General features: G+C 48.0%; 22 protein-coding genes. 15 read left to right on the top strand and 7 right to left on the bottom strand.

What is annotated here, in order from left to right; translation table 11 throughout:
• Positions 1 to 15 precede the first annotated feature (15 nt).
• The 10 genes from dnaB (at position 16) to rlmH (ending at position 11114) form a co-directional block, all read left to right on the top strand.
• Positions 16 to 1368, top strand: coding sequence for a replicative DNA helicase (gene dnaB, locus BLD48_RS05520; protein WP_014971732.1), 1353 nt, complete (start codon positions 16 to 18; stop codon positions 1366 to 1368).
• Between the two features lie 218 nt (positions 1369 to 1586).
• Positions 1587 to 2879, top strand: a complete 1293-nt coding sequence (locus BLD48_RS05515) for an adenylosuccinate synthase (RefSeq protein WP_014971731.1) — start codon at positions 1587 to 1589, stop codon at positions 2877 to 2879.
• Positions 2880 to 3126: 247 nt separating this feature from the next.
• On the top strand, positions 3127 to 3837 hold the full coding sequence (gene yycF / locus BLD48_RS05510) for a response regulator YycF (protein ID WP_071499296.1): 711 nt from the start codon (positions 3127 to 3129) through the stop codon (positions 3835 to 3837).
• 2 nt (positions 3838 to 3839) lie between these two features.
• Positions 3840 to 5690, top strand: a complete 1851-nt coding sequence (gene walK / locus BLD48_RS05505; protein ID WP_071499295.1) for a cell wall metabolism sensor histidine kinase WalK — start codon at positions 3840 to 3842, stop codon at positions 5688 to 5690.
• On the top strand, positions 5687 to 7003 hold the full coding sequence (locus BLD48_RS05500) for a YycH family regulatory protein (protein WP_071499294.1): 1317 nt from the start codon (positions 5687 to 5689) through the stop codon (positions 7001 to 7003). Before walK ends, BLD48_RS05500 begins: the two co-directional genes overlap by 4 nt.
• A gap of 6 nt (positions 7004 to 7009) precedes the next feature.
• Entirely contained in the window at positions 7010 to 7846 is an 837-nt protein-coding gene (locus tag BLD48_RS05495; RefSeq protein ID WP_071499293.1) for a two-component system regulatory protein YycI, read from the top strand.
• A gap of 10 nt (positions 7847 to 7856) precedes the next feature.
• Positions 7857 to 8648 (top strand): MBL fold metallo-hydrolase, encoded by a 792-nt coding sequence (locus BLD48_RS05490; RefSeq protein WP_071499292.1) that lies wholly within the window; start codon positions 7857 to 7859, stop codon positions 8646 to 8648.
• Between the two features lie 107 nt (positions 8649 to 8755).
• A complete protein-coding gene (locus tag BLD48_RS05485) occupies positions 8756 to 10045 on the top strand; it encodes a trypsin-like peptidase domain-containing protein (protein WP_083412248.1) in 1290 nt (429 codons plus the stop codon).
• A 355-nt stretch (positions 10046 to 10400) separates the two neighbouring features.
• Positions 10401 to 10562: a CxxH/CxxC protein gene (locus tag BLD48_RS05480; protein WP_071499291.1), complete on the top strand. Its 162-nt coding sequence runs from the start codon at positions 10401 to 10403 to the stop codon at positions 10560 to 10562.
• A 72-nt stretch (positions 10563 to 10634) separates the two neighbouring features.
• Positions 10635 to 11114 (top strand): 23S rRNA (pseudouridine(1915)-N(3))-methyltransferase RlmH, encoded by a 480-nt coding sequence (gene rlmH, locus BLD48_RS05475; protein ID WP_071499316.1) that lies wholly within the window; start codon positions 10635 to 10637, stop codon positions 11112 to 11114.
• Positions 11115 to 11478: 364 nt separating this feature from the next.
• On the opposite strand, the gene BLD48_RS05470 is transcribed toward rlmH, so the two are convergent.
• Positions 11479 to 12024, bottom strand: coding sequence for a class I SAM-dependent methyltransferase (locus BLD48_RS05470; RefSeq protein ID WP_083412247.1), 546 nt, complete (start codon positions 12022 to 12024; stop codon positions 11479 to 11481).
• Positions 11928 to 12167, bottom strand: coding sequence for a hypothetical protein (locus BLD48_RS16365; RefSeq protein WP_201723137.1), 240 nt, complete (start codon positions 12165 to 12167; stop codon positions 11928 to 11930). Before BLD48_RS16365 ends, BLD48_RS05470 begins: the two co-directional genes overlap by 97 nt.
• A 558-nt stretch (positions 12168 to 12725) precedes the next feature.
• On the opposite strand from BLD48_RS16365, the gene BLD48_RS05465 reads away from it, so the two are divergent.
• The gene (locus tag BLD48_RS05465; RefSeq protein WP_071499290.1) at positions 12726 to 13325 is read left to right on the top strand and encodes a DUF4230 domain-containing protein; all 600 of its coding nucleotides are present in this window, start codon (positions 12726 to 12728) and stop codon (positions 13323 to 13325) included.
• A gap of 5 nt (positions 13326 to 13330) precedes the next feature.
• Here the strand turns inward: BLD48_RS05465 and BLD48_RS05460 are convergent, their stop codons facing one another.
• From BLD48_RS05460 to BLD48_RS05450, 4 genes are all read right to left on the bottom strand, one after another.
• The gene (locus BLD48_RS05460; protein ID WP_071499289.1) at positions 13331 to 13693 is read right to left on the bottom strand and encodes a hypothetical protein; all 363 of its coding nucleotides are present in this window, start codon (positions 13691 to 13693) and stop codon (positions 13331 to 13333) included.
• A gap of 28 nt (positions 13694 to 13721) precedes the next feature.
• Entirely contained in the window at positions 13722 to 13874 is a 153-nt protein-coding gene (locus BLD48_RS16250; protein WP_161487693.1) for a hypothetical protein, read from the bottom strand.
• A 155-nt stretch (positions 13875 to 14029) separates the two neighbouring features.
• The gene (locus BLD48_RS05455; protein WP_071499288.1) at positions 14030 to 14272 is read right to left on the bottom strand and encodes a hypothetical protein; all 243 of its coding nucleotides are present in this window, start codon (positions 14270 to 14272) and stop codon (positions 14030 to 14032) included.
• 15 nt (positions 14273 to 14287) lie between these two features.
• Complete coding sequence (locus tag BLD48_RS05450; RefSeq protein WP_071499287.1) at positions 14288 to 14920, bottom strand: HNH endonuclease family protein; 633 nt, start codon at positions 14918 to 14920, stop codon at positions 14288 to 14290.
• Between the two features lie 344 nt (positions 14921 to 15264).
• Here BLD48_RS05450 and BLD48_RS05445 point away from each other — a divergent pair, with 344 nt between their 5' ends.
• From BLD48_RS05445 to BLD48_RS05435, 3 genes are all read left to right on the top strand, one after another.
• Positions 15265 to 16461, top strand: coding sequence for a DUF4317 domain-containing protein (locus tag BLD48_RS05445; RefSeq protein WP_071499286.1), 1197 nt, complete (start codon positions 15265 to 15267; stop codon positions 16459 to 16461).
• A 253-nt stretch (positions 16462 to 16714) separates the two neighbouring features.
• Positions 16715 to 17809 carry an alpha/beta hydrolase gene (locus BLD48_RS05440; protein WP_071499285.1) on the top strand — a complete coding sequence of 365 codons (1095 nt, stop codon included), beginning with the start codon at positions 16715 to 16717 and terminating at the stop codon, positions 17807 to 17809.
• A gap of 4 nt (positions 17810 to 17813) precedes the next feature.
• The gene (locus BLD48_RS05435; protein WP_071499284.1) at positions 17814 to 20588 is read left to right on the top strand and encodes a glycoside hydrolase family 3 protein; all 2775 of its coding nucleotides are present in this window, start codon (positions 17814 to 17816) and stop codon (positions 20586 to 20588) included.
• Between the two features lie 89 nt (positions 20589 to 20677).
• Here BLD48_RS05435 and BLD48_RS05430 read toward each other — a convergent pair whose 3' ends face one another.
• A complete protein-coding gene (locus BLD48_RS05430; protein WP_071499283.1) occupies positions 20678 to 21673 on the bottom strand; it encodes a tRNA dihydrouridine synthase in 996 nt (331 codons plus the stop codon).
• Positions 21674 to 21897: 224 nt separating this feature from the next.
• On the opposite strand from BLD48_RS05430, the gene BLD48_RS05425 reads away from it, so the two are divergent.
• Positions 21898 to 22383: an LURP-one-related/scramblase family protein gene (locus BLD48_RS05425; protein WP_071499282.1), complete on the top strand. Its 486-nt coding sequence runs from the start codon at positions 21898 to 21900 to the stop codon at positions 22381 to 22383.
• The last annotated feature ends 7 nt before the right edge of the window (positions 22384 to 22390 follow it).

Raw genomic sequence — 22390 nt, 5'->3', positions numbered from 1 at the left:
AAAAGGGGACCGGTGATGAGTGATGTAATGCAAAATACGCCACCCCAAAGCATTGAGGCGGAGCAAGCCGTCCTTGGGGCGATCATGATCGATGCGGATCGACTGATCAGTGCGTCTGAACGATTGTTACCACAAGATTTTTATCGTGCGGCCCACCAACGGATTTTTGAAACGATGCTGGTGTTATCCGACCGTGGCGAAGCGATTGATTTAGTAACGGTCACGGCAGAGCTGAGTACGCTTGGTATCTTGGAGGAAGTCGGTGGACTCCCGTACCTCGGTGAGCTTGCGGAAGGTGTTCCGACCGCAGCGAATATCAACTATTACGTCAATGTCGTCGATCAAAAATCGACACTCCGCCGTCTGATCCGGACAGCCAATGAAATCGTCACCGATGGATATGAACGACAAAATGAGGTCGATGTTTTACTCAACGAAGCAGAACGGAAGATTCTCGAAGTGTCACAAGGAAAAGGGAGCGCCAGTTTCATTCCGATTTCCGACGTCTTGACGAGTGCCTATGCAACGATCGATAAATTGCATAAGCAAAGTGGCGAAACGACCGGGATTCCGACCGGGTTCCGTGATCTTGATAAGGTGACAGCCGGATTCCAACGCAATGATTTGATCATCGTCGCGGCTCGTCCATCCGTCGGTAAAACAGCGTTTGCCTTGAACATCTCCCAAAACGTCGCGACGCGTGCCGACGAAAATGTGGCCATCTTTAGTCTCGAGATGGGTGCAGAACAGCTCGTCATGCGGATGTTGTGTGCGGAAGGGAATGTCGACGCGCAGCGCCTCCGGACCGGACAACTTGAAGACGAGGACTGGGGCAAGTTATCGCTTGCGATGAGCAGTTTGTCGCAAGCAGGGATCTATATCGACGATACACCAGGAATCCGTGTCAACGACATTCGGGCGAAATGCCGTCGTCTGAAGCAGGAGCATGGTCTTGGTATGATCATGATCGATTATTTGCAACTGATTCAAGGAAATGGTCGTTCAAGCGACAACCGGCAACAGGAAGTCTCTGAGATTTCCCGGTCCTTGAAGTCGCTTGCCCGTGAACTCGAAGTCCCGGTCATCGCGTTATCGCAGCTGTCCCGGGGTGTCGAGAGTCGGCAGGATAAACGGCCGATGATGTCCGATATCCGGGAATCCGGAGCGATCGAGCAGGATGCGGATATCGTCGCCTTCTTGTACCGCGATGATTACTACAACAAAGAAACGGAAGATGCGAACACGATCGAGATCATCATCGCCAAACAGCGGAATGGTCCGACCGGTACCGTCAAACTCGCTTTCCGGAAAGAATTCAATAAGTTCGTTGATCTTGAACCAAGTAACTCGTATGCACCACCCGCCTGAACAGGTTCAAAACTCCTCTGTCGATTCCGGCAGAGGAGTTTTTTGAATCGTTATGTTTGAATATCTTGAAGAGAAAGGAAAAAAGTGAATTAAAACAGCGATTTAAACGAACGAAAAAGAATTGTAACAATTAATTGTTCGGTATTTGGTTGACTTCTGTTTTTTTCCGCGTTACACTTAGTCGTGGTTTTGAATCGTACGTGGAGGTGGATGAGAATATGTCATCAGTAGTAGTAGTCGGAACACAGTGGGGCGACGAAGGAAAAGGAAAGATCACCGATTTTCTTTCGAAAAAAGCCGATGTCGTTGCACGTTATCAAGGTGGAGACAACGCAGGACATACGATCGTATTTAATAATGAGACGTATAAGTTACACCTGATTCCTTCAGGGATCTTTTACTCAGACAAGAAATGCGTCATCGGGAACGGTTTGGTCGTCAACCCGAAATCGCTCGTCAAGGAATTGAAGTATCTGCACGATCGTGGTGTTTCAACAGATAACTTACTCATTTCAAACCGGGCACATGTCATCTTGCCATATCACCAACTGCAGGATCAGCTCGAAGAAGAAGCAAAAGGCGATGCGAAAGTCGGAACGACGCTGAAAGGAATCGGCCCGTGCTACATGGATAAAGCGGCACGGATCGGAATTCGGATGGCTGATTTACTCGACAAAGAAACATTCGCAGAAAAATTACAAATTGTTCTCGAACAAAAAAATCGGATGTTCACGAAGATGTATGACGCGGAACCGATTGCGTTTGACGATATCTTCGAAGAATATTATGCATACGGTCAAGAGTTCGCGAAATATGTCTGTGACACATCGGTCGTCGTCAACGACAGCCTCGACAAAGGGGAAAAAGTCCTCTTCGAAGGCGCACAAGGCGTTTTACTCGACCTTGACCACGGGACGTATCCGTTCGTCACGTCATCGAACGCATCTGCCGGCGGCGTCGCCTCAGGCGTCGGTGTTGGTCCAGCCCGGATCGATCATGTCGTTGGTGTCTGTAAAGCCTACACGTCACGTGTCGGTGATGGTCCTTTCCCAACGGAACTGTTTGACGAAATTGGTCACCATATTCGTGAAGTCGGCCGGGAATACGGTACGACGACAGGTCGTCCACGCCGTGTCGGTTGGTTTGATTCGGTCGTCGTCCGTCACTCACGCCGGACAAGTGGTTTGACGGATCTTGCATTGAACTCAATCGATGTTCTGACAGGGATCGAAACGCTTAAAATCTGTACGTCGTACGAGTTTAAAGGCAAACAGATTGACGAGTACCCAGCAAGCTTCCGTGATCTTGAAGCATGTGTCCCGGTCTATGAAGAGTTACCGGGCTGGAAAGAAGATATCACGCACATTCGGAAGTTTGAAGATCTTCCACTCAATGCCCAAAATTACGTCAAACGAATTGCTGATTTGACGGACATTTCACTCGTCACATTCTCAGTCGGACCAGGACGGGAACAGACGGTTGTGCTGCGTGATCTGTACGAAGAAGCATAATTTTTCAGAGGAGCGGGTCCGGATATCAAATCTGGATCGGCTTCTTTTTTGATGAGGAAGCAAGCGAAAACATTCACAAGATGAATCAAAAGGGCGTATACTAAAAGTAATGTTTCACGTGGAACGATGGGCGTGAACGGGTCATGTAGTCAGCAGAGTGGCGTCGGGAGTTTCCGTCGCCACCTTTCTATATGCCTCAAAAACAGGTAAAATAGATTGAATAGAAATTTTTAAGGGGGAACACCCAGTGACGGAACGTAAAATCCTCGTCGTCGACGACGAGCAGCCGATTGCGGATATATTAAAATTTAAATTAGAAAAAGAAGGCTATAGTGTTGCAGTAGCAAATGATGGTGTCGAAGCACTTGAAAAAGTCGAGGAGTTCAAACCCGACCTCATCTTACTCGATATCATGTTGCCATTGATGGACGGGATGGAAGTCTGCCGGGAAGTCCGGAAAACATCAAAAGTCCCGATCATCATGTTGACGGCAAAGGATTCTGAAATCGATACGGTTTTAGGACTTGAGCTTGGCGCAAACGATTATGTGACGAAGCCATTCAGCTCACGCGAACTATTAGCGCGAGTCAAAGCACATCTACGAAATGTCAACGCAGTAGAGGCAACTCCTGCGAATGCCGGTCCTGGTCCGTTAAAAGTGGGAGAACTGTATATCGATACGAATTCTCATACCGTGACACGGAAAGATCAAAAAATCGAACTCACTCAACGTGAATTCGAGTTGTTGCATTATTTAGCGAAAAACATCGGACAAGTCATGACCCGTGAGCACCTGCTTCAAACAGTCTGGGGTTACGACTACTTTGGTGATGTCCGGACGGTCGACGTGACGGTGCGCCGTCTGCGTGAAAAAGTCGAGGATAACCCAAGTACACCGATCTATATCATGACCCGCCGTGGTGTCGGCTACTATCTCCAAGACGGGGAGAATGAATAACGATGTTAAAAGGAACGAACTTCTTTAAATCGATCCAGTGGAAGCTTGTCGTCATTTATGCATTGTTGATTTTAGTCGCGATGCAAGTCATTGGTGTTTACTTCGTTCGTTCGCTTGAAAAGCAGTACATTACGAACTTCTCAAAATCTGTCGAAGACCGGGCCGGGCTTGTTGCGTACAACGTCGGGAAGGAATTTGATAAGACAGGCGATGATGAAGCCTCAAAACGGCAGTTGTCTGAATCCCTTGGACAACTGCTGTCTGAGTTTAGTAGTGGCTCGACTTCAAGAAACGATATTCTCGAGGTCCAGATCATTGATCAGGACTCGATCATTCAAGCGACATCTGATGAAGATAATCAGTCGGCCGTCGGGCAACGGGCGACGAATTCACTGATCAAAAAAGCACAAGCGACCAGCTCCTCACGTGTCGATACGGTACTTGATCCGGGGACGGAAGATAAGATTCGGATCTTTGCAGTGCCTGTCACATCGGAACGGACAGGTGCGACGACAGGCATGATTTATGTCCGAGCTTCGATGGAGTCGATTTATGCTCAGATGCAACAAGTCACACGGATCTTAGCGACGGGGACAGTGATTGCACTTGTCATCACTTCGATCCTCGGTGTCCTGTTATCGCGGACGATCACTCGTCCGATTTCCGATATGCGACGTCAGGCGATCGAGATGCGGCGCGGGAATTTCTCGCGGAAGGTCAAAGTCTATTCGGATGACGAGATTGGACAGCTCGCGCGGTCCTTTAATGAACTGACGGATGAGTTGCTCGAAGCCAATGCGACGACGGAAGCCGAGCGGCGGAAGTTGACGAGTGTCCTCGAAAACATGACAGACGGTGTGATCGCGACCGACCGGACGTTACGGGTCATCTTGATGAACGATCAGGCGAAAGATATCGTCGGAGTCGATGACGCGGGAATCGTCGGGACGAATCTGAAGGATCTGCTTGCCCTAGGAGACGACTTCATGATTCCGGAAGACGGGACGATGCCCCCCCGTTTACTTGATTTCAGTAGCGAAGATGAACTGTTCCTCGTCCGGGCCTTTTTCTCTCCGGTCAAAAAACACAGCGGACCGATTACCGGGATGATCATCGTCCTGCATGACGTCACGGAACAGGAACAAGTTGAACAGGATCGCCGCGAATTCGTTGCGAACGTCAGTCATGAACTCCGGACACCGCTGACGACGATGCGGAGTTACCTTGAAGCCTTGGCGGAAGGTGCCTACCAGGATGAAGAACTGGCGCCACGGTTCCTGGAGACGACACAAAACGAAACGGAGCGGATGATCCGCCTCGTCACCGATCTGTTGCAACTGTCGAAAATGGACAGTAAGGAATACAAGATGAACAAAGTCCGCTTTGACTACATTCAATTCCTGAATGAGATTCTTGACCGGCATGATATGACGAAACCGGAACGGATTCGGTTCCGCCGGAAGATCATGAAACGGAAAGTCTACATTCGAGGCGATCAAGATAAATTGATTCAGGTCGCGGACAATATCTTGACGAATGCGATCAAGTATTCACCGGAAGGCGGAACGATCACCGTCCGGACGATGTTGCGGGCGAAACGAATCGTCATCAGTATCAAGGATGAAGGGGTCGGGATTCCAAAAGCCAACCTGCAAAAGATTTTCGAACGTTTTTACCGGGTCGATAAAGCCCGGGCACGTAAGATTGGTGGGACGGGACTGGGTCTCTCGATCGCGAAAGACGTCGTCTCGGCACACGGTGGCGACATCTGGGCAGAAAGTGAGTGGGGACGCGGTACGACAATCTACTTTACACTTCCGTATGAGGTGATCGAAGAGGTGGATATCGGATGACCAAACAGCGACTGAAAACCGTCCTCTTGATTTTGCTTGTCAGTGGCTCGATAGTTCAGACAGCCATGCTGTGGACGTATCATCCGAGCAGTGAATCGATCGAACAGGAACAGGTGTCGTTTAATGAAATCGATGCCTCGAAGACGGTCGAAGGGAATCAGCTCGTCAATCCGGAGCTTGTAGTCTACTCGAACGGTGAAACCGCCTATCAGACACAAATCATCGGGCGGACGATCTTGAACCGGATCGGGGCTTCCTTTGATGTTGGTGTCTTAGTCTTGACGGATAAGGCCTCGAACATCCCGGCCAGCAAACGAAGTGTCGAGATGATTTTCCCGACTCCGATCAGTGCAAAGATGCTGGAGGAATTGCTCGGAGAAGAACAGATTGCGATGTCAGAACCAATCAAACGGTTGTATCTGCTCGACTATGAGGGTCCGATTCTGCGGCTCGAGTCAACGACAGGACGGTTCAAGGACTTTAAATTGATTGGCGACGAGACAGTCTTAAAACGACTGTTTGCCTACGATAAGAAAAAACCGATGACGAAAGTCGAGCTGAAAGGTGGCGACTATACGTATGTCCCAAGTACGACACCTAAGCTTGAAGAAGTATTCGTCTACGATGATATCGCACAGGATCCGAAACCACTCAGTCGGATCGAAAGTGCCTTCTTTACGGAAAATTCGAACGTCCAACAAATCAAGAGTCGGGATGAACTCGATGTCTTGACGGACGGAGTCAGCGTCTCGACGTATGATCGGGATTACAACGCGTTTCGATTCAATACGTTATCACCGAATACCCAGACGTCTTCTGTCGATTACAGTACGATCGTCAGTTACATCAATATCCACGGAGGCTGGCTTGATCAGTTGACGCAACGCAGCGGTTTCCGCTATTACTTCGATCAGATGTCGAAAACGGATGAAGAACAGGCAGCGACGTTCCGTCTGTATCTGAATCGGTATCCGGTGTTTGGCGAAGCCGGACCGTTGCTTGAGCAACCGGATTTTGATTTAGCGACGATCAAAGTGACATTCGAGGAAAATCAAATCCGTTCGCTCAGTCGGAGCATGCTCCGGGCAGACCGGAAGCTGTTGCTCCGGGAAACGACATTGCCATCCATCGATCAGATTGAAAAACAGCTTCAATCCGCCGACATGTTGGATGAGATTTCCGGCATCCGGATGGGGTATGAGATGACGTATCAAATTGAAACGAGTCGCTATGCCTTGTTTGAACCGGCATGGTTCGTCAAACAAAACGGAAAATGGGCCACGGTCGATCAAGCTATCGGAAAAGAGGGATAATGTTTCATGGATTGGAGTAAAGCAAAAACGTTACTGATTCTGACGTTCCTGATCCTGAACGTCTATCTTGCTGTTCAGCTGATGGACCGAATGGTCGATCCCCGAATCGCAACGACGAATGCGGATGGGAAAACCGTTTTGAAGGAACGGAAAATTGATGAGAAAAAACTACAAGCTGTCTCAAAAGAAATCGGATATTTGACGGCGGAAGTCGATGCCAGTTCGCTCGCCCCAAAAGAGGGTTCTTCGATTGAGGATGCGATTATATCGGTCAAAAACCAAATTGAATGGTCGGTCCGTTTAACGAAATCGTATCCGCTCGAAGCCAAAGCGATGCGTGATTCCGCGACATCATTTGTCCGGTCTTCCGTCGCATATGGTACGGATTATACGTTTTGGAAGTATGACAGCAAACATAATGAGATGACGTTCGTCCAGACGTATAAAGAACAACCGCTCTATTCGACGCCACAACAATCGAGGGAAGACGATGCGATGATTGGTCCGTCGTTACTCGTCCTTCAGTTAAACAAACAACAGGAAATCGTCAGCTATAAACAACGTCACTTAAACAAGGTCGTCCGTCAGGCACAGGATGTCACGTTGTTGTCGGCCAGTGAATCCATCATTCAACTGTCAGAGCAGGGATTGTTCAGAGCCTCAAAAAGAATGACGAGCCAGCAGCTTGGCTACTTTTGTCTCGTGACCGAAGGCACGACGTCGGTCCAGATCTTACCGCCGACGTGGCAGATTGAACTGAACGGAGAAGAACTGTATTTCGTCAATGCAATCGACGGCGGAGTTCAGACCATCGAACGGCTTGATACCGTTTCAGAGAAATGAGGAATGCACGATGAGCCTACACTATAGCGTCCTTGCCAGTGGCTCGACGGGGAATGCCCTCTACATCGAAAGTGAACAGACCCGCCTGCTTGTCGATGCCGGATTGACCGGCAAAGCGATGCTTGCCCTGTTCGATCAGATTCACCGGTCGCCGGAAAAAATCGATGGGCTGTTCGTCACCCATGAACACTCGGACCATATTAAAGGCGTCGGGATTTTAGCACGGAAGTACAACATCCCGCTCTATGCGAACGAAAAGACGTGGGCAGCGATGGAAGCGAAGATCGGTAAGATTGATCCCGCACTGAAGTTCCTCTGGGAAGTCGGCGAGGTCAAACAGTTTGGCGATATCGAGGTCGAATCGTTTAACGTCAGTCATGATGCGGCCGATCCGATGTTTTTCCAGTTCGCCCACGACGGGAAACGTCTCGCCCATATCACGGATACCGGTTACGTCTCGGACCGGATGAAAGGCGTCATCCGTGGCGCCGATGCCTATATTTTTGAAGCGAACCATGATATCGGGATGCTTCAGATGGGGCATTACCCGTGGAGCGTCAAACGGCGGATCCTCGGCGATTACGGACACGTCTCAAACGAAGACGCGGCGATTGCGATGAGCGAAGTGCTCGACGACCGGACGAAACGGATCCATATGGCCCACCTGAGTAAGGATAACAACATGAAGGAGCTGGCCCGGATGAGTGTCTCCCAGACGCTTGCGAGCCGCGATGTCGACCTCAGCAAGATTCAGTTGCTCGACACCGATCCGGTCATCCCGACACCGCTTTTGAAGCTCTGATTATGGGAAATTACTGAATATGCTCAAAAGACCCCCACATTTGGCTAACTCGCCACGTGATGGGGGTATACTTGTGTAAAGAGAGTTTAAGAAGGAGGCGTGTGTCGATGGATCGACCAGAAGAACCACGGAACGAATCAGATCAGCCTTACGCATCGACCGATGAGACAAACGGCTTTCCGCCAAGACGACCAAGTGAAGGCGAGCCGGTCAGTCCTTATCGTGAATCATATGAAGAAGAACCACCTGCACCAAAACGCCGCGGCGGCGGAAAAGCCTTTTTTGTCGGCTTGATCGGCGGTATCATCGGGGCGCTGTTGATTGCCTTGATCGCCTGGCCGTTCGTCCGCGACGAAATGACAAGTGCTCCGGTCTCGACGACGGCACCGGAACAAGCGGCGACGAAGGCGACGGAATCGGAAAATGATATCGTCAGTGCCGTCAGTCAAACGAAGGAAGCGGTCGTCAGCGTGACGAATTTACAAAGTTCATTCCAAGGTGCCGATCAAGAGACAGGTGCCGGGTCCGGGGTCATCTATAAAAAAGACGGCAATAAAGCCTATGTCGTCACGAACTACCACGTCGTTGAAGGGGCAAGCCGTTTGTCGGTCACGTTATCCGACGGAACGGCACTTGAAGCAAAAGTACTCGGAGAAGATCCGACGTACGATTTAGCGGTCCTCTCGATTGATGCGTCGAAAGTGACACAAGTCGTCAAACTCGGTGATTCCGATACGTTACGCGCCGGAGAGACGGTCCTTGCGATCGGGAACCCGCTCGGCATCTTTGCGAACTCAGTGACACGTGGTGTCATCAGTGCTCAGGAACGGACGGTTCCGGTCGATACGAACAAGGATGGTCAGCAGGACTTCAATACGGAAGTCATCCAGACCGATGCGGCAATCAACCCGGGGAACTCAGGCGGGGCGCTCATCAATACGTCCGGTCAATTGATTGGGATCAACTCGATGAAGATTGCCGAAGCGAGTGTGGAAGGTGTCGGTTTTGCGATTCCGATCAACGAAGCCTTGCCGATCATGCGTGATCTTGAACAAAACGGTGAAGTGATTCGCCCGCAACTCGGGATTCAGATCCGGGACGTCCAGGAGTTCCCGAGCGGTTTCCGGGAAGATCGTCTGAAGTTACCAAATGATGTCACACGCGGGATTGTCGTCGTCGGTTTGACCGGCAACAGTGGAGCGGAAAAAGCAGGGATGAAAGAAAATGATGTCATCGTTGAGATCAACGGTAAGGACATCAACTCGTTTGCCGATTTAAAGAGTGTCCTGTACCGGGATGCGAAAGTCGGCGATAACGTCAAGGTGACGTTCTACCGGGGCGGCGAGAAGCAGACACTTGATGTCAAACTGTCGGCGCAACCGGCGACGGTGCAATAAACAAATGGAAGAGCTATCCGTGTTTGTACGGATAGCTTTTTTGTGCACAGAAAAAATGGTGTCTCTGATTCTCATCGTGATTCGCTGTCGCGCACTTTCCTCAGGTGAGGAACAAGCCGCGGGCTTCTTGCCTGTCGGCGTTGATACCCGGGTCTCGTTTTCCTCTGACAGCGCGGGCGAGCCGCGCTTTTTCCTGTAGGAGTCGCGTGCAGCGGACACGATGAATGGAGGAGGTCGTCGAGCAGTAAACGGAGTGAGGACTCGAGCTGTGGATAACTTTTTTCGGCCGGAGAAGTCAATTTTTGTTATACTGGTAGCGGATAAATGTGGATAACTTAAAAGGAGGAAAAGACCTGTGGATAAATATGTCTGTTTAGAACACGTCGAGTTAGCGCTCGACGAAGTAGTCGATGAAACGGAAGAGTACCCGATTTTGGAAGAGGTGTCAGCAGAGAAAAACGTCACGTGTGAGTACTGTGATCAGCCTGCGACATATCTTGTGTCAAGCAAAAAATAATTATCAACATGTGGACATGTGGATAACTCTGTGGATAACTCCTGAATTTTCTGTCAGAAAGCGAGAAAAATGATGCAAATTACCATTATTACGGTCGGAAAGCTAAAAGAGAAGTACTTGAAGCAAGGAATTGCCGAATATACGAAACGGCTCGGCGTCTATTGTTCGATTCAAGAAATCGAGGTGTCGGACGAAAAAGCACCGGAACAATTAAGTGATGCCGAGATGCAGCAAGTGAAGAAAAAAGAAGGCGAACGGATTTTAGCGAAAATCGGACCGGACGTTCATGTCTATGCACTTGCTATCGAAGGAAAGCAACGGACGAGCGAACAGTTTGCGACAGAACTCGACCGACTGGCGACATACGGCAAAAGTAAAATCGCATTTGTCATCGGCGGATCGCTTGGTCTCGCACCGGAAGTCATGCAACGGGCGAACGATACGATTTCCTTCTCGAAGATGACATTTCCCCACCAATTGATGAAGATGATTTTGTGTGAACAGATTTATCGGGCATATCGGATTAATCGGAATGAGCCGTATCATAAGTAAATGAGGTTTGTCAGAAAAAGTTCCCATGACAATAAATAGTGAGTTCCAAAAGTCAAAAAAGGCGGCTTTTGAGGATAGCCCTTTCTCCAACTTGAATATAGTTATAACGAAGAAGCATCAAAAGCTATACGATAGCTTTTGATGCTCTTTTTTTGTGTCTAACACCGATTTTACTAACCTGTGAGTTGGAATCAGAGATAAAGAAGAATATAGATATGCAATGGACAATGATCTGCGGCAGAAAATGGACGCGATTATCTCTTTCGTTATTCCATGCTAAATCCCCAAGAGTAAAGGAGATAATTCTTTAGGTTAGGATCATTGCCTTTTAATTCTAGACATAGCACATACTTTAAGAGAGGCATTATTTTAACTCAGCTGCCCAGCCGCCAACTTGGTATGCTGAGTAGAATTTTACAATGTTCTGGAATCCCGCCTCATCCAGTAATTCTAGTATTTTGTCTTCTGTAATGAGAGGCATTTTAAGAATTCTTTGTACGTCCTCACTCTTCTCGGGGTCCACCCCATTACTTCGAAAACGCTCTTTCCAGGCAGCAAAATTTTTGTGGAATTCAGCAGATTCTTTGTCTCCAAATATACTCACAAGAATAAAGGGAGCCCCATGTTCCAGCCGTTCAGCCACGCTCTTTAACAAGTTGAGTTTAGCATTATCATCCGGCAGGAATTGGAGAACCAGGATGCAGGTAGCCATGTCAAATTTACTATCAGTTGGCAATTCATGAACAAACCCTTGATGCAGTTTGACACGGTTCTCTGTACCTGCCTGTCGTATTTTATGCGAGGCAATCTTCATCATTTGGTCGGAAGGGTCCACTCCTGTAAGAAACCAGCTAGGGTAGATTTGACTAAAGTAAAGTAACTCAGCTCCTCCTCCGGCTCCAACAACCAAAAGAGTTGGAGACGTTTTTTTCGTTTGATAAAAAAAGAATCAGACATCGGGAATAATTGCTCATAGGCAGGAACTGCTAAGCGAATAAAAGAATCATATTGTAAAGCAAAGTCAGAGTTAAAATCGGGCTGGCCATTATTCATGATTAACCTCCTAAGATTTCAGATGTCGTTCATGATACCAAGGAAATTTTATCTATCCGCCTTTAGAAATAAGCAAATCATTCTCTTGTTCAACACAAGAAGTTTGAATTATATTTTTTCTATAAAATCATCGGTTCTTCAAAAAATATTTTTTAGGATGGGATGTTGATTCTTTACACTGACTTATCCGGCTTTAATGTTTGTTCTGCAGTCGCTGAATACAGCAGAGTAGGTAAAATATCTTGTGTAATAGAAGAACAAATGGATTAGCTGAATTAGTACTTAAAATATTTCCCGTAACCATAAAAACTAAACAGTAAATGAAGTTGCACTTGTTAAGCGAGAAAAAAATCTCATTTAGATACAATACGGAGAGCCGTATCATAAGTGAACTTCAAAAACTCTAAAATTCTCTAGAATATACTTAAAAATATGTTCTAGAGGATGTTAGAGTTTTTTAATTTAAATATCATAATTTAAAATTTATATTAATTATTTAATTAGTAAAAATGTATAATTAGAAAAGGAAAAAAATACATTTTTTAAGGAGCGCAAACTTTGAAAAAAACGATTATTACTAGCGTAATCTCAATTGTGGCTGTTGCAATTCTGGGTCTTATTGCTTTGTTCATATTTAAACCTATTGAACTTAAAACTGAAAAGCAATCAAGTACATATTTAATTCAAGAAAAAATAGTAGACTTATCGGAACTGGCTACTTTGAAGTACGAGTATAGCGATGTAATTGTTAGTCGTACAAATAGAAAACTTCCTTTTGGAATCACAGATTTAAAGTTTGCTGAGGCGATTAAACTTATTAAATACTCCGGATACTTGAAAGCAGGAACCGATCTTTCTAAAGTAAGTGTTTCATATAACAAAGAAAAAGACTTGATGCTTGTACGAGTGCCGAAAGCTAGTATTCTTGATAATGTTGCTGAAATCGAAAAAGCAGAGGTAGAAGACGTAAAAGGAAACATTTTATCGGACTACCCGACGCAAACAGTGTTTGATGTTATAAGTAAGAATAAAGAAAAGGTAGAGAAGAAAAAGGTAAGTGAAGGACTTTTAGAAAAAGCGGATCAATCTACTCAGAAGTTGTTAATATCTTTTTTGAAATCGAACGAATATAAAAATATTTCGATTGAATTTTATTGAGTTGTTTATACTGTTATGAATTTCATATAGTCCATTTCATTCTTGAATTGTTCATTCACAATCAGATCTGGTGAAATCAAATAGGTTCCGACATATTCGCCATGCGGAATCTTAAAATAGCATGTCTTGGGTGCCAGTAAACTTTTCGATTGATGAATCTGCTCCCGTGATACTGTCGTCCAGATTGTTTGATCTTGATGATTAGCTAAAGATACGACAATCGATTGATCAGCTTGAATCAATATCACTAGATCTTTTTCTTGTAAACGTGATGGATTGACGTGAGCGAGGATCGGGTAGGCATACTTGGCAACAAATCCACCGATGGCCGATAGCGACTGTTGTTCATTTATGAATTGTTGAATCATGGGTGTCCTCCTGACTGGATATGAACGATTACTCCGATTTTTCTTTCGTGATGATTCCGATACCACAACCAAATAGCAGGATGATTCCGGTGACAAGCAAAGCAGGTACATGACTATCAAGTGCCATGAACAAACCCGCACTACTTAAGATGACGCCAGATGGAATCAGGATGTTTCGCATGAGATATTCCTCCCTGAAGTATAACGACTTTGTTCTCACTATAACGAATGTAGAGTAGGATGAGAACGCACGATTTCACAAATAATGACAATACGATTTTCAGTAATTGAGAATGAAATAGACGCCGCCCATTGATTGGACAGCGTCTATTTTTATTATGTTCGTTCGAGTACGTTTACAAGCACCCGGTGCACGACTTCGTGGTCGCGGATATCATGCAGTTTATAATCCTTGCCGGGTAATGTGTAAACGTCGATTGAGCCGACGTATGAGATGGCGAGTTCGAGTGTACCGTCTTCCTGGCAGGTCGTCCGTAATTCCAGTTCGCCGCTGATGACGCCGACTTCATTCGTCATCACACCATGCGTAGCGGTAAAAGTAGAGGTTTTCGTTTCCATCGAATCGACTCCTTCTTAGTATGTACAGGTGTTCAGCATCGTTTGCAGTGCTGTTTTTTCAGAGGATTGGAGACTCAAGCCCCAACGGCTTTTCGTGTTGATCCACATCTTCGAGTACGCACAGCTTGCGCCGGCACGGGTGGGTTTCCATGTCGATGGATCCTGGTCACCCTTTGAACGGTTCGAGCTTGCGGAGACGGCAATCAATTGCGGACCGTTGAGATCGTTTGCGAATGCCTGACGTGTCGTTGTCGTCCAGCTACTTGCACCCGAACGCCATGCTTCCGCGAGCGGGACGACATGATCGATGTCGAGATCGGACGGGTTCGTGAATGTCAGTCCATCATAATAACTGTACCATGAGCCGGACGTGACCGGACAGCTGCCGACGTAAGAATCCGCATCGCGTTTCAAGACGACTTGACGGGTATCACAGCCGCTTCCTTGGCTGCTCCAATGCGGGAAGAGATCACGGGAGTAACCGGTCATTGTACTTTCGGTCTTGACTGTCAGTGCGTTGAGCTCAGATTGAGCCGTCGCTTTTGACGGGATGCCGGACGGGAGTGCTGCAACGGGTGAGAGGTCGAACTGAAACGCAGTGAGAAACAAAACAAACGATACGGCGAGTAGCTTGATTTTCTGGAACATAAACTGCCTCCTCTTATGTATTGGTGTGAAAGAAATCTCTCACATCTCCCAGTATCACATCGAATATTTTGGATAGGGTTAAAATAATGTAAACATTACAAAAGTTGAATATTTTTCATCAAAAATATTTTTTTGGAATTAGGCCCAAAGTAATAGAGAAATGAATTACTTAAAAAAAATTAAAATCGATATTAGATAAAAAACGAAATGAATGATTTAAAATTGCGGGGACTTTTAACATAAAAAAATGCAACTCTTGTATAGTAAAGGGGTACCTCTGTTCGATTCGGACATGAGTTGAGAAGTTATCAGGAATTCAAACGCCAAGGAGCTGAGCAAGTACCATGAACAAACAAGACATCAGTGATATCCGTCGCCATTTTAAGGTCGACTCGGAACTACTTAAAATCAACGAAATTTATAATATATATATCCGCAAGGAAACGAGTGAAATCTTCTACGAAGAAAGCCGTCCGTTCGCCTTTCTTGAGCTCGAGCAACAGGAATTGTTCCTCGCGAACTTCAAGAAAGTCCTGACCGGGAAACTCGACATCAAGCTGTTTGAGGTCAAGTTCCAACAGCCGGAAGAAGGAGCGACCGGACATACGCAACAACTGTTGTACGAAGGGCTATACACGGAAGAGACGGAAGACTGGACGGAGCAGATGCAACAGATCGCGCTGAAGATGGTGCAGGACGTCCAGTATGACAACGATATCGTCGTCACGTTCATCCGGGGACAGTATTACAAAACGACGAAACGGCAGGCAGACGAGACGGAAGTTGATAAGAACGATGAAGTCTATACGACACCGTTTATTCTGAGCAGCCTCAATCAGACGGAACTGCCGAAACAGTCGCTTGTCTTTGATTATGTCGATCTCGAGTTTAAGTCAAACCTGCTGATCAATCCGGTCATCAAACTCGCTTCACCCATCGGCGGCTTTCTATTCCCCTGCTTCACGGATAATGCGGCAGACGTCAACCGTGTTTTGTACACGGCCAGCAAGCCGAATAAACCGGACCTTTTGTTTATCGAAAACGTCTTAAACGGCGAACAGATCGTGACGGCGGAAGAAGACAAAGCGGTATTTGAAGAGATCGTCAAACTGGTCATCGGCGAATCGGTCGATTCAAAAACTCTCGCGGGTGTCTATGAGGAAGTCAATCACCTGCTCGTCGTAGAAGACGAAAAGGAAGACGAGCCGGAAGATATTCCGATGCTTAACGTCAAAGAAGTCGAACGGGTCTTAAAAGCGAGCGGGATCGAAGACGTCAGCACGGAACAGGTCGAACGGGCTTTCAAAACAGTCATCGATGATACGACGTACGAAATGAAGGCGAGTAACATCGTCCCGAACTATGAAGCGAAATCGATTAAAATCAATACGAAAGTCGCAAACATTTCCGTCAGTGCCCAAGACTTGAAGTACATTAAGCAAGTCAATTATAACGGCAAACAATGTCTGTTGATTGAAGTCGAGGAAGACACAGTCATCGACGGCTTCACGCTCGTCTCGGAAGAAAATATTTTAAGTTAATTCAAAAGGCACTCGTTTCGCGTCATTCCGAGAAGGAAAGCACACGAAAGACGGGTGCCTTTTTTTGAATTATCTAGAATGATTGATTAATCGGATGAAGATGCGTATGATTGGTTTTGTAAGCGGTATCTTTTAAGGAAAAGAGATATCGGACATTTTTTTAATCATTTACGAAAGCGGTTTCGATACTTATTTTTACAAATGAATGAACTCTTATAAGCAAATGAAGAATTCGATAAAAGGAGGAAGAGACATGGGACGGGATTATCAGCAGTTGGTCGAATGTTTAGCGGAAAAAACGACCGGTGCGCTGCAGGATAGCGTTGAAGTCGTCATCAAACCGGTACCTGATCGGACGGAAAGCGGCGTACTTGATCCACGGGTTTTGGAAGTCATGTTGCAGCAACAACAAGACAGTTCGCCGGCAGGTCCTTTTTCACTCGAAGCAGCGCGGGCCGGGATGGGGTGGATCAATACCGACCTGACGACGACAGAAATCACGACGGAAGAAATAATTATTCCAAGTGCGGAACAACCGATTCCGGCACGGATTTATCGTCCCCATTCGACGGAACCGTTACCGGCGGTGATTTACTTCCATGGCGGCGGCTTTTTCGGGGGAACGCTTGAACCGGTTGAACATCCTTGCCGATTGTTAGCAGAGCGGGCAAATGTCGTCGTGATTTCGATCGATTACCGGCTTGCACCGGAACATCCATTTCCAGCCGGTCTGAACGATTGTTTCAGGGCCGTCACATGGATCTATGAACAAGCGGAAGAGCTCGGAATCAACCGGACACAACTGGCTGTCGCCGGCGACAGTGCCGGCGGCAACCTAGCGACCGTCTGTGCCCTGCTTGACCGCGAACAACAGACACAGATGATCCAGTACCAAGTCCTGCTCTATCCGGTCGTCAATCTCGCCGCCTTGCCGACGGATGATTTCGAGTGGCGTCTTGATGACTATGAAATGAACGAGAATCGGGAGTTGCTTGAAGGGATCGTCACAGCTCTTGCAGACACGGATGGCTTGTTGAACCGGTTGTACCTGCAAGGAACGACGGACGTCCAGGATCCACATGTCTCACCACTCTTCAGCGACAAGGTGGCAGGACTGCCGGAGGCGCTGATCATCACGGCGGAATACGATTATCTCCGTCTCGAAGGCGAAGCGTATGGACGGAAACTCGCACGTGCCGGCGTTAAAACAAAACGGATTCAATATAACGGCATGGACCACGCCTTTATCGAAAAGCTCGGTCAGTATCCGCAAGCGGAAGACTGCATCACGGAAATCGCGAACGGTCTGAAGAAACGCTTTACTACTACACAACCAACAGGAGGATGAATCGATGACGACATATACATTAGATTGGAACGCCTATATAGCACTGGCACGGCAAACGGTCGCAGAAGGGGCAGTCCTGTTGAAAAATGATAAGCAGACGTTGCCGCTTTTAGCAGGGACGACGATCTCGGTTTTTGGACGCAATCAGTTTAATTACTATAAAAGCGGAACGGGATCGGGTGGGATGGTCAACGTGTCGCACGTGACAAGTCCACTCGAAGCTCTGCAACAACATCCGGATCTGACCGTGAACCAGTCGTTACTCGACGTCTACGAAGCCTGGCTGAAAGATCATCCGTTTGATAAAGGCGAAGGCTGGGCGGCGGAACCGTGGTCGCAGGAAGAAATGCCGGTCACGGATGAAGTCGTCGCAGACGCAGCGTCGCAATCAGATGTCGCGATCATCATGATCGGCCGGACGGCCGGTGAAGACCGCGATAATACAGCGGATCCCGGCAGTTACCTGCTGACGGACGTCGAATTGACACTGCTTGAAAAAGTCTCGGGAGCGTTTTCGAAGACCGTTGTCTTATTAAACGTCGGCAATGTCATTGACATGCAGTGGGCACTTGATTTTGATCCGAGTGCGATTTTGTACGGATGGCAAGGCGGGATGGAAGGCGGCAACGCCTTAGTCGATCTCTTGACGGGAGCAGTTACACCATCCGGGAAATTACCGGATACGATTGTCCGTTCCCTCGATGCGTACCCGTCGACGCCGTACTTCGGTCACGAAGACCGGGCGATTTACAAAGAAGACATCTATGTCGGATACCGCTACTTCGAGACGTTTGCGAAGGATGACGTCCTGTATCCGTTCGGGTTTGGTTTATCCTATACGACGTTTGATGTCGTAACAGATACGGTCGACATGACGGAGCAACAGGTCACGTTAACGGTCACCGTCACGAACACGGGGACACGCAGCGGGAAAGAAGTCGTCCAGGTGTATCTCGAGAAACCACAGGGACAACTCGGGAATCCGGCGCGGGGACTCGTGACCTTTGCGAAGACGCGACTCCTTGAGGCGGATCAAAGGGAAACGCTGACCTTAACGGTACCGCTGACGGAATATGCAAGTTACGATGACGCCGGTGTGACGGGGCATAAATCGTCTTACGTCATTGAAGCAGGAGCGTATCACCTGTACGTCGGCACGGACGTCCGGAGAGCAGCGCATGTGGCAACACAAACGATTGAGACGTTACGTGTCATCGAGACGTTAAGCGAAAACATGGCACCGGTCACGGCATTCGACCGCCTGAATCCGCAACAGACAGAGACCGGATATGACGTGACGTATGAAGCGACACCACTTCGGACGATTGATCCGGAAGCCCGCCGTTTAGCCGAACGACCGGCAGCACGCACGTATTCGGACAACCAGGGACTGACCCTGAAGGATGTCTACGAAGAGAAGACGTCGCTCGCCGTGTTCCTCGATCAGTTGACGGATGAGGATCTTGCGGCGATCGTCCGCGGTGAAGGGATGAACTCACCGCGTGTCACACCAGGAACGGCAGCGGCGTTTGGTGGCGTGACCGACCGGCTGACAGCGTTCGGGATTCCGGCAGCCTGCTGTGCCGACGGTCCGTCCGGCATCCGGATGGATATCGGAACAAAAGCTTTCTCACTGCCGAACGGAACGCTCGTCGCCTCAACGTTCAACGTCGATTTAGTCGCGGATTTATTTGAGATGACAGGGCTTGAACTCCGGAAAAACGGCATCGATACGTTGCTTGGACCGGGGATGAACATTCACCGTCATCCACTCAACGGCCGGAACTTCGAATACTTCTCGGAAGATCCACATTTAACGGGGATGATGGCTGTCGCCCAGCTCGACGGGATGCACCGGGTCGGCGTGACGGGAACGCTCAAGCATTTAAGTGCCAACAATCAGGAATTCCATCGTCATGATCTCGATTCGATTGTCTCGGAACGAGCTTTACGAGAGATTTATCTGAAAGGATTTGAGCATGCCGTCAAACGGGGACAGGCATATGCGATTATGACGACCTATGGTGCCGTCAACGGACTGTGGACCGCCGGATTGTATGATCAGAATACCCGGATTCTCCGTGACGAGTGGGGCTTCAACGGTGTCGTCATGACCGACTGGTGGGCGAAGATCAATACCGAAGAAACAGAAGCCAACCGGCAACAGACGGCGACGATGGTCCGTTCGCAAAATGATCTTTACATGGTCGTCGGAGAACCGGGGGCGAATCCGTTTGAGGATGATACGCTGTCGTCGCTTGCAGACGGCACGTTGACACGGGCGGAATTGTTACGGAGTGCGGCGAACATCTGTCAGTTCATCCTGCGGTCACCGGTCATGGAGCGGACGCTTGGTCAGGAAGCGACAGTCGACGTCACCGGATTACCGGAAGAGGCAGATGAGCTTAACGAACAGGCCGTCACGCATCAGCAACTTCAAAGCGGTGTCCCGATTGTGTTTGATGAACTCGACACGTCGACCGGAAGCAGTCATGTCTTTGCCGTGACGGCGGAAGAAACGGGGATGTACCACGTCACGTTTGAAGCACGGTCGTATGCCGGTGAACTGGCACAGATGCCGGTGACGTTGTTTGCGAACAATATGCCGGTCGCGACATTTACATTTAACGGAACAGACGGGAAATGGGTGACGCAGACGAAAGACGTCTTTGTCTTTAATCCGCACAACTACTTCAAGTTGTACTTTGCGCTTGGTGGGCTTGAGCTCAAAAACATCACCTTCACGTTAACCGAGTCGTTCCATATGAAGAACGGATAATCACATCATAGAGAATTAAAAAACGTACACGACAAAAAGAGAGAAGCGATGTCTAAGCCGCTTCTCTCTTTTGCTGTATCTCATGTTTCTTAAATCGAAAACGAATTAACAGCGTGAATGCCTTCTTGTTCGACGAATTCGTCAAGAAGCGCCCGGACATCGTCCGTTGAATTCGTGTCCATCAAACGGGCGCGCAGTTCGCTCGCCCCGCGGAAACCGCGGACATAAATCTTGAAGAACCGGCGGAGCGGCTTGAAGAGACGGGGTTCGAATTCCGCTGAATATTGATCGTGCAGGTCGAGTTGCAGACGCAACAGATCAAGTAATTCTTCACTCGAATGGTCTTTCTTTTCGACTTCGAACGCGAACGGGTTATGGAAAATGCCGCGTCCGATCATGACGCCGTCAACACCGTACTGCTCGACGAGTTCAAGACCGTGTTGCCGGTCGTTGATATCTCCGTTGATTGTCAAGAGTGTCTGTGGCGCGATTTCATCCCGGAGTTTCTTGATTTCCGGAATTAGTTCGAAGTGAGCCGGGACAGCACTCATTTCTTTACGTGTCCGCAAATGAATCGAGAGGTTGGCGATGTCCTGCTCGAGAATGTGGCGTAACCAGTCATGCCACTCTTCGACTTTCGAGTAACCGAGACGTGTCTTGACGCTGACCGGCAGACCGCCGGCTTTTGCTGCTTGAATCAGTTCGGCGGCGACATCGGGACGGTTGATCAGTCCCGATCCTTTTCCGTTGACGGCGACGTTCTGCACCGGGCAACCCATGTTGATATCGATGCCCTTAAAGCCCATTTCCGCCATCCCGATACTCATTTCACGGAAATATTCCGGTTTGTCGCCCCAAATATGGGCGACCATCGGCTGTTCATCTTCCGTGAACTCAAGGCGTCCGCGGACACTCTGTTTGCCTTTTGGATGACAGTAACTTTCTGTATTCGTAAATTCAGTAAAGAACACATCCGGTCGCGCCGCTTTCGCGACGACGTGACGGAAAACGACGTCCGTGACATCTTCCATTGGTGCAAGTACAAAAAATGGTCGTGGCAGGTCCTGCCAAAAGTTGTTTTTCATCGTATATAAAACCCTTTCCTTAAGGTAATTCGTTTTGCTCAATTAAAATTTCATCAACTATATACTTTAAGCGTATTGAACAAAAAGTGCAAGGAGACAAGCTTTGCAGGCGGGAATATTGAAGCCATTTGTCGAAACCAGATAAAGGAAGTCAGGGATGAATCTTTTAGTCCGTTCATATCGTAATAGGTGTAACACAGTCGCCAGGAAAGGATGAGTTCTCCATGCATACACTGTATATGAAACAAAAAGCACTCAGTTTACGAGGGCGTTTTTCGATCAAGAATGAACAGGAGCAGGATCGGTATCTCGTCGAAGGCAGCTTCATGAAAATTCCGAAGTCGTTTTTGATTACGACGACGGACGGAGAAGAAATTGCGACGATCACGAAAAAAACATTCAGTTTAAGACCGAAGTTTTTTGTTGAGGTCGCGGGACAAACGATGACGATCGAAAAGGAATTTTCATTGTTCAAAGCCCGTTATACGATTGACGCAGCCGGAATCGAGATTGACGGAAACTGGTGGGACATGGATTTCCAGGTCAAGCGGCAAGGGGAAGTCGTCGGACAGGTTGAGAAAAAGTGGTTGTCGTTTGGCGACAGCTACGAAATTCAGGTGATTGATGCCGCGATGGAGACGATTCTGATTGCGCTCGTCGTTGCGATTGATTGTGTGAAGGCAGACGATGCGGCAAACGCGTCGTCTTAATAGAACA

Source organism: Exiguobacterium sp. KRL4, from assembly GCF_001870785.1.
Classification (GTDB): domain Bacteria; phylum Bacillota; class Bacilli; order Exiguobacteriales; family Exiguobacteriaceae; genus Exiguobacterium_A.
This window is presented reverse-complemented; position numbering and strand designations above follow the sequence as displayed.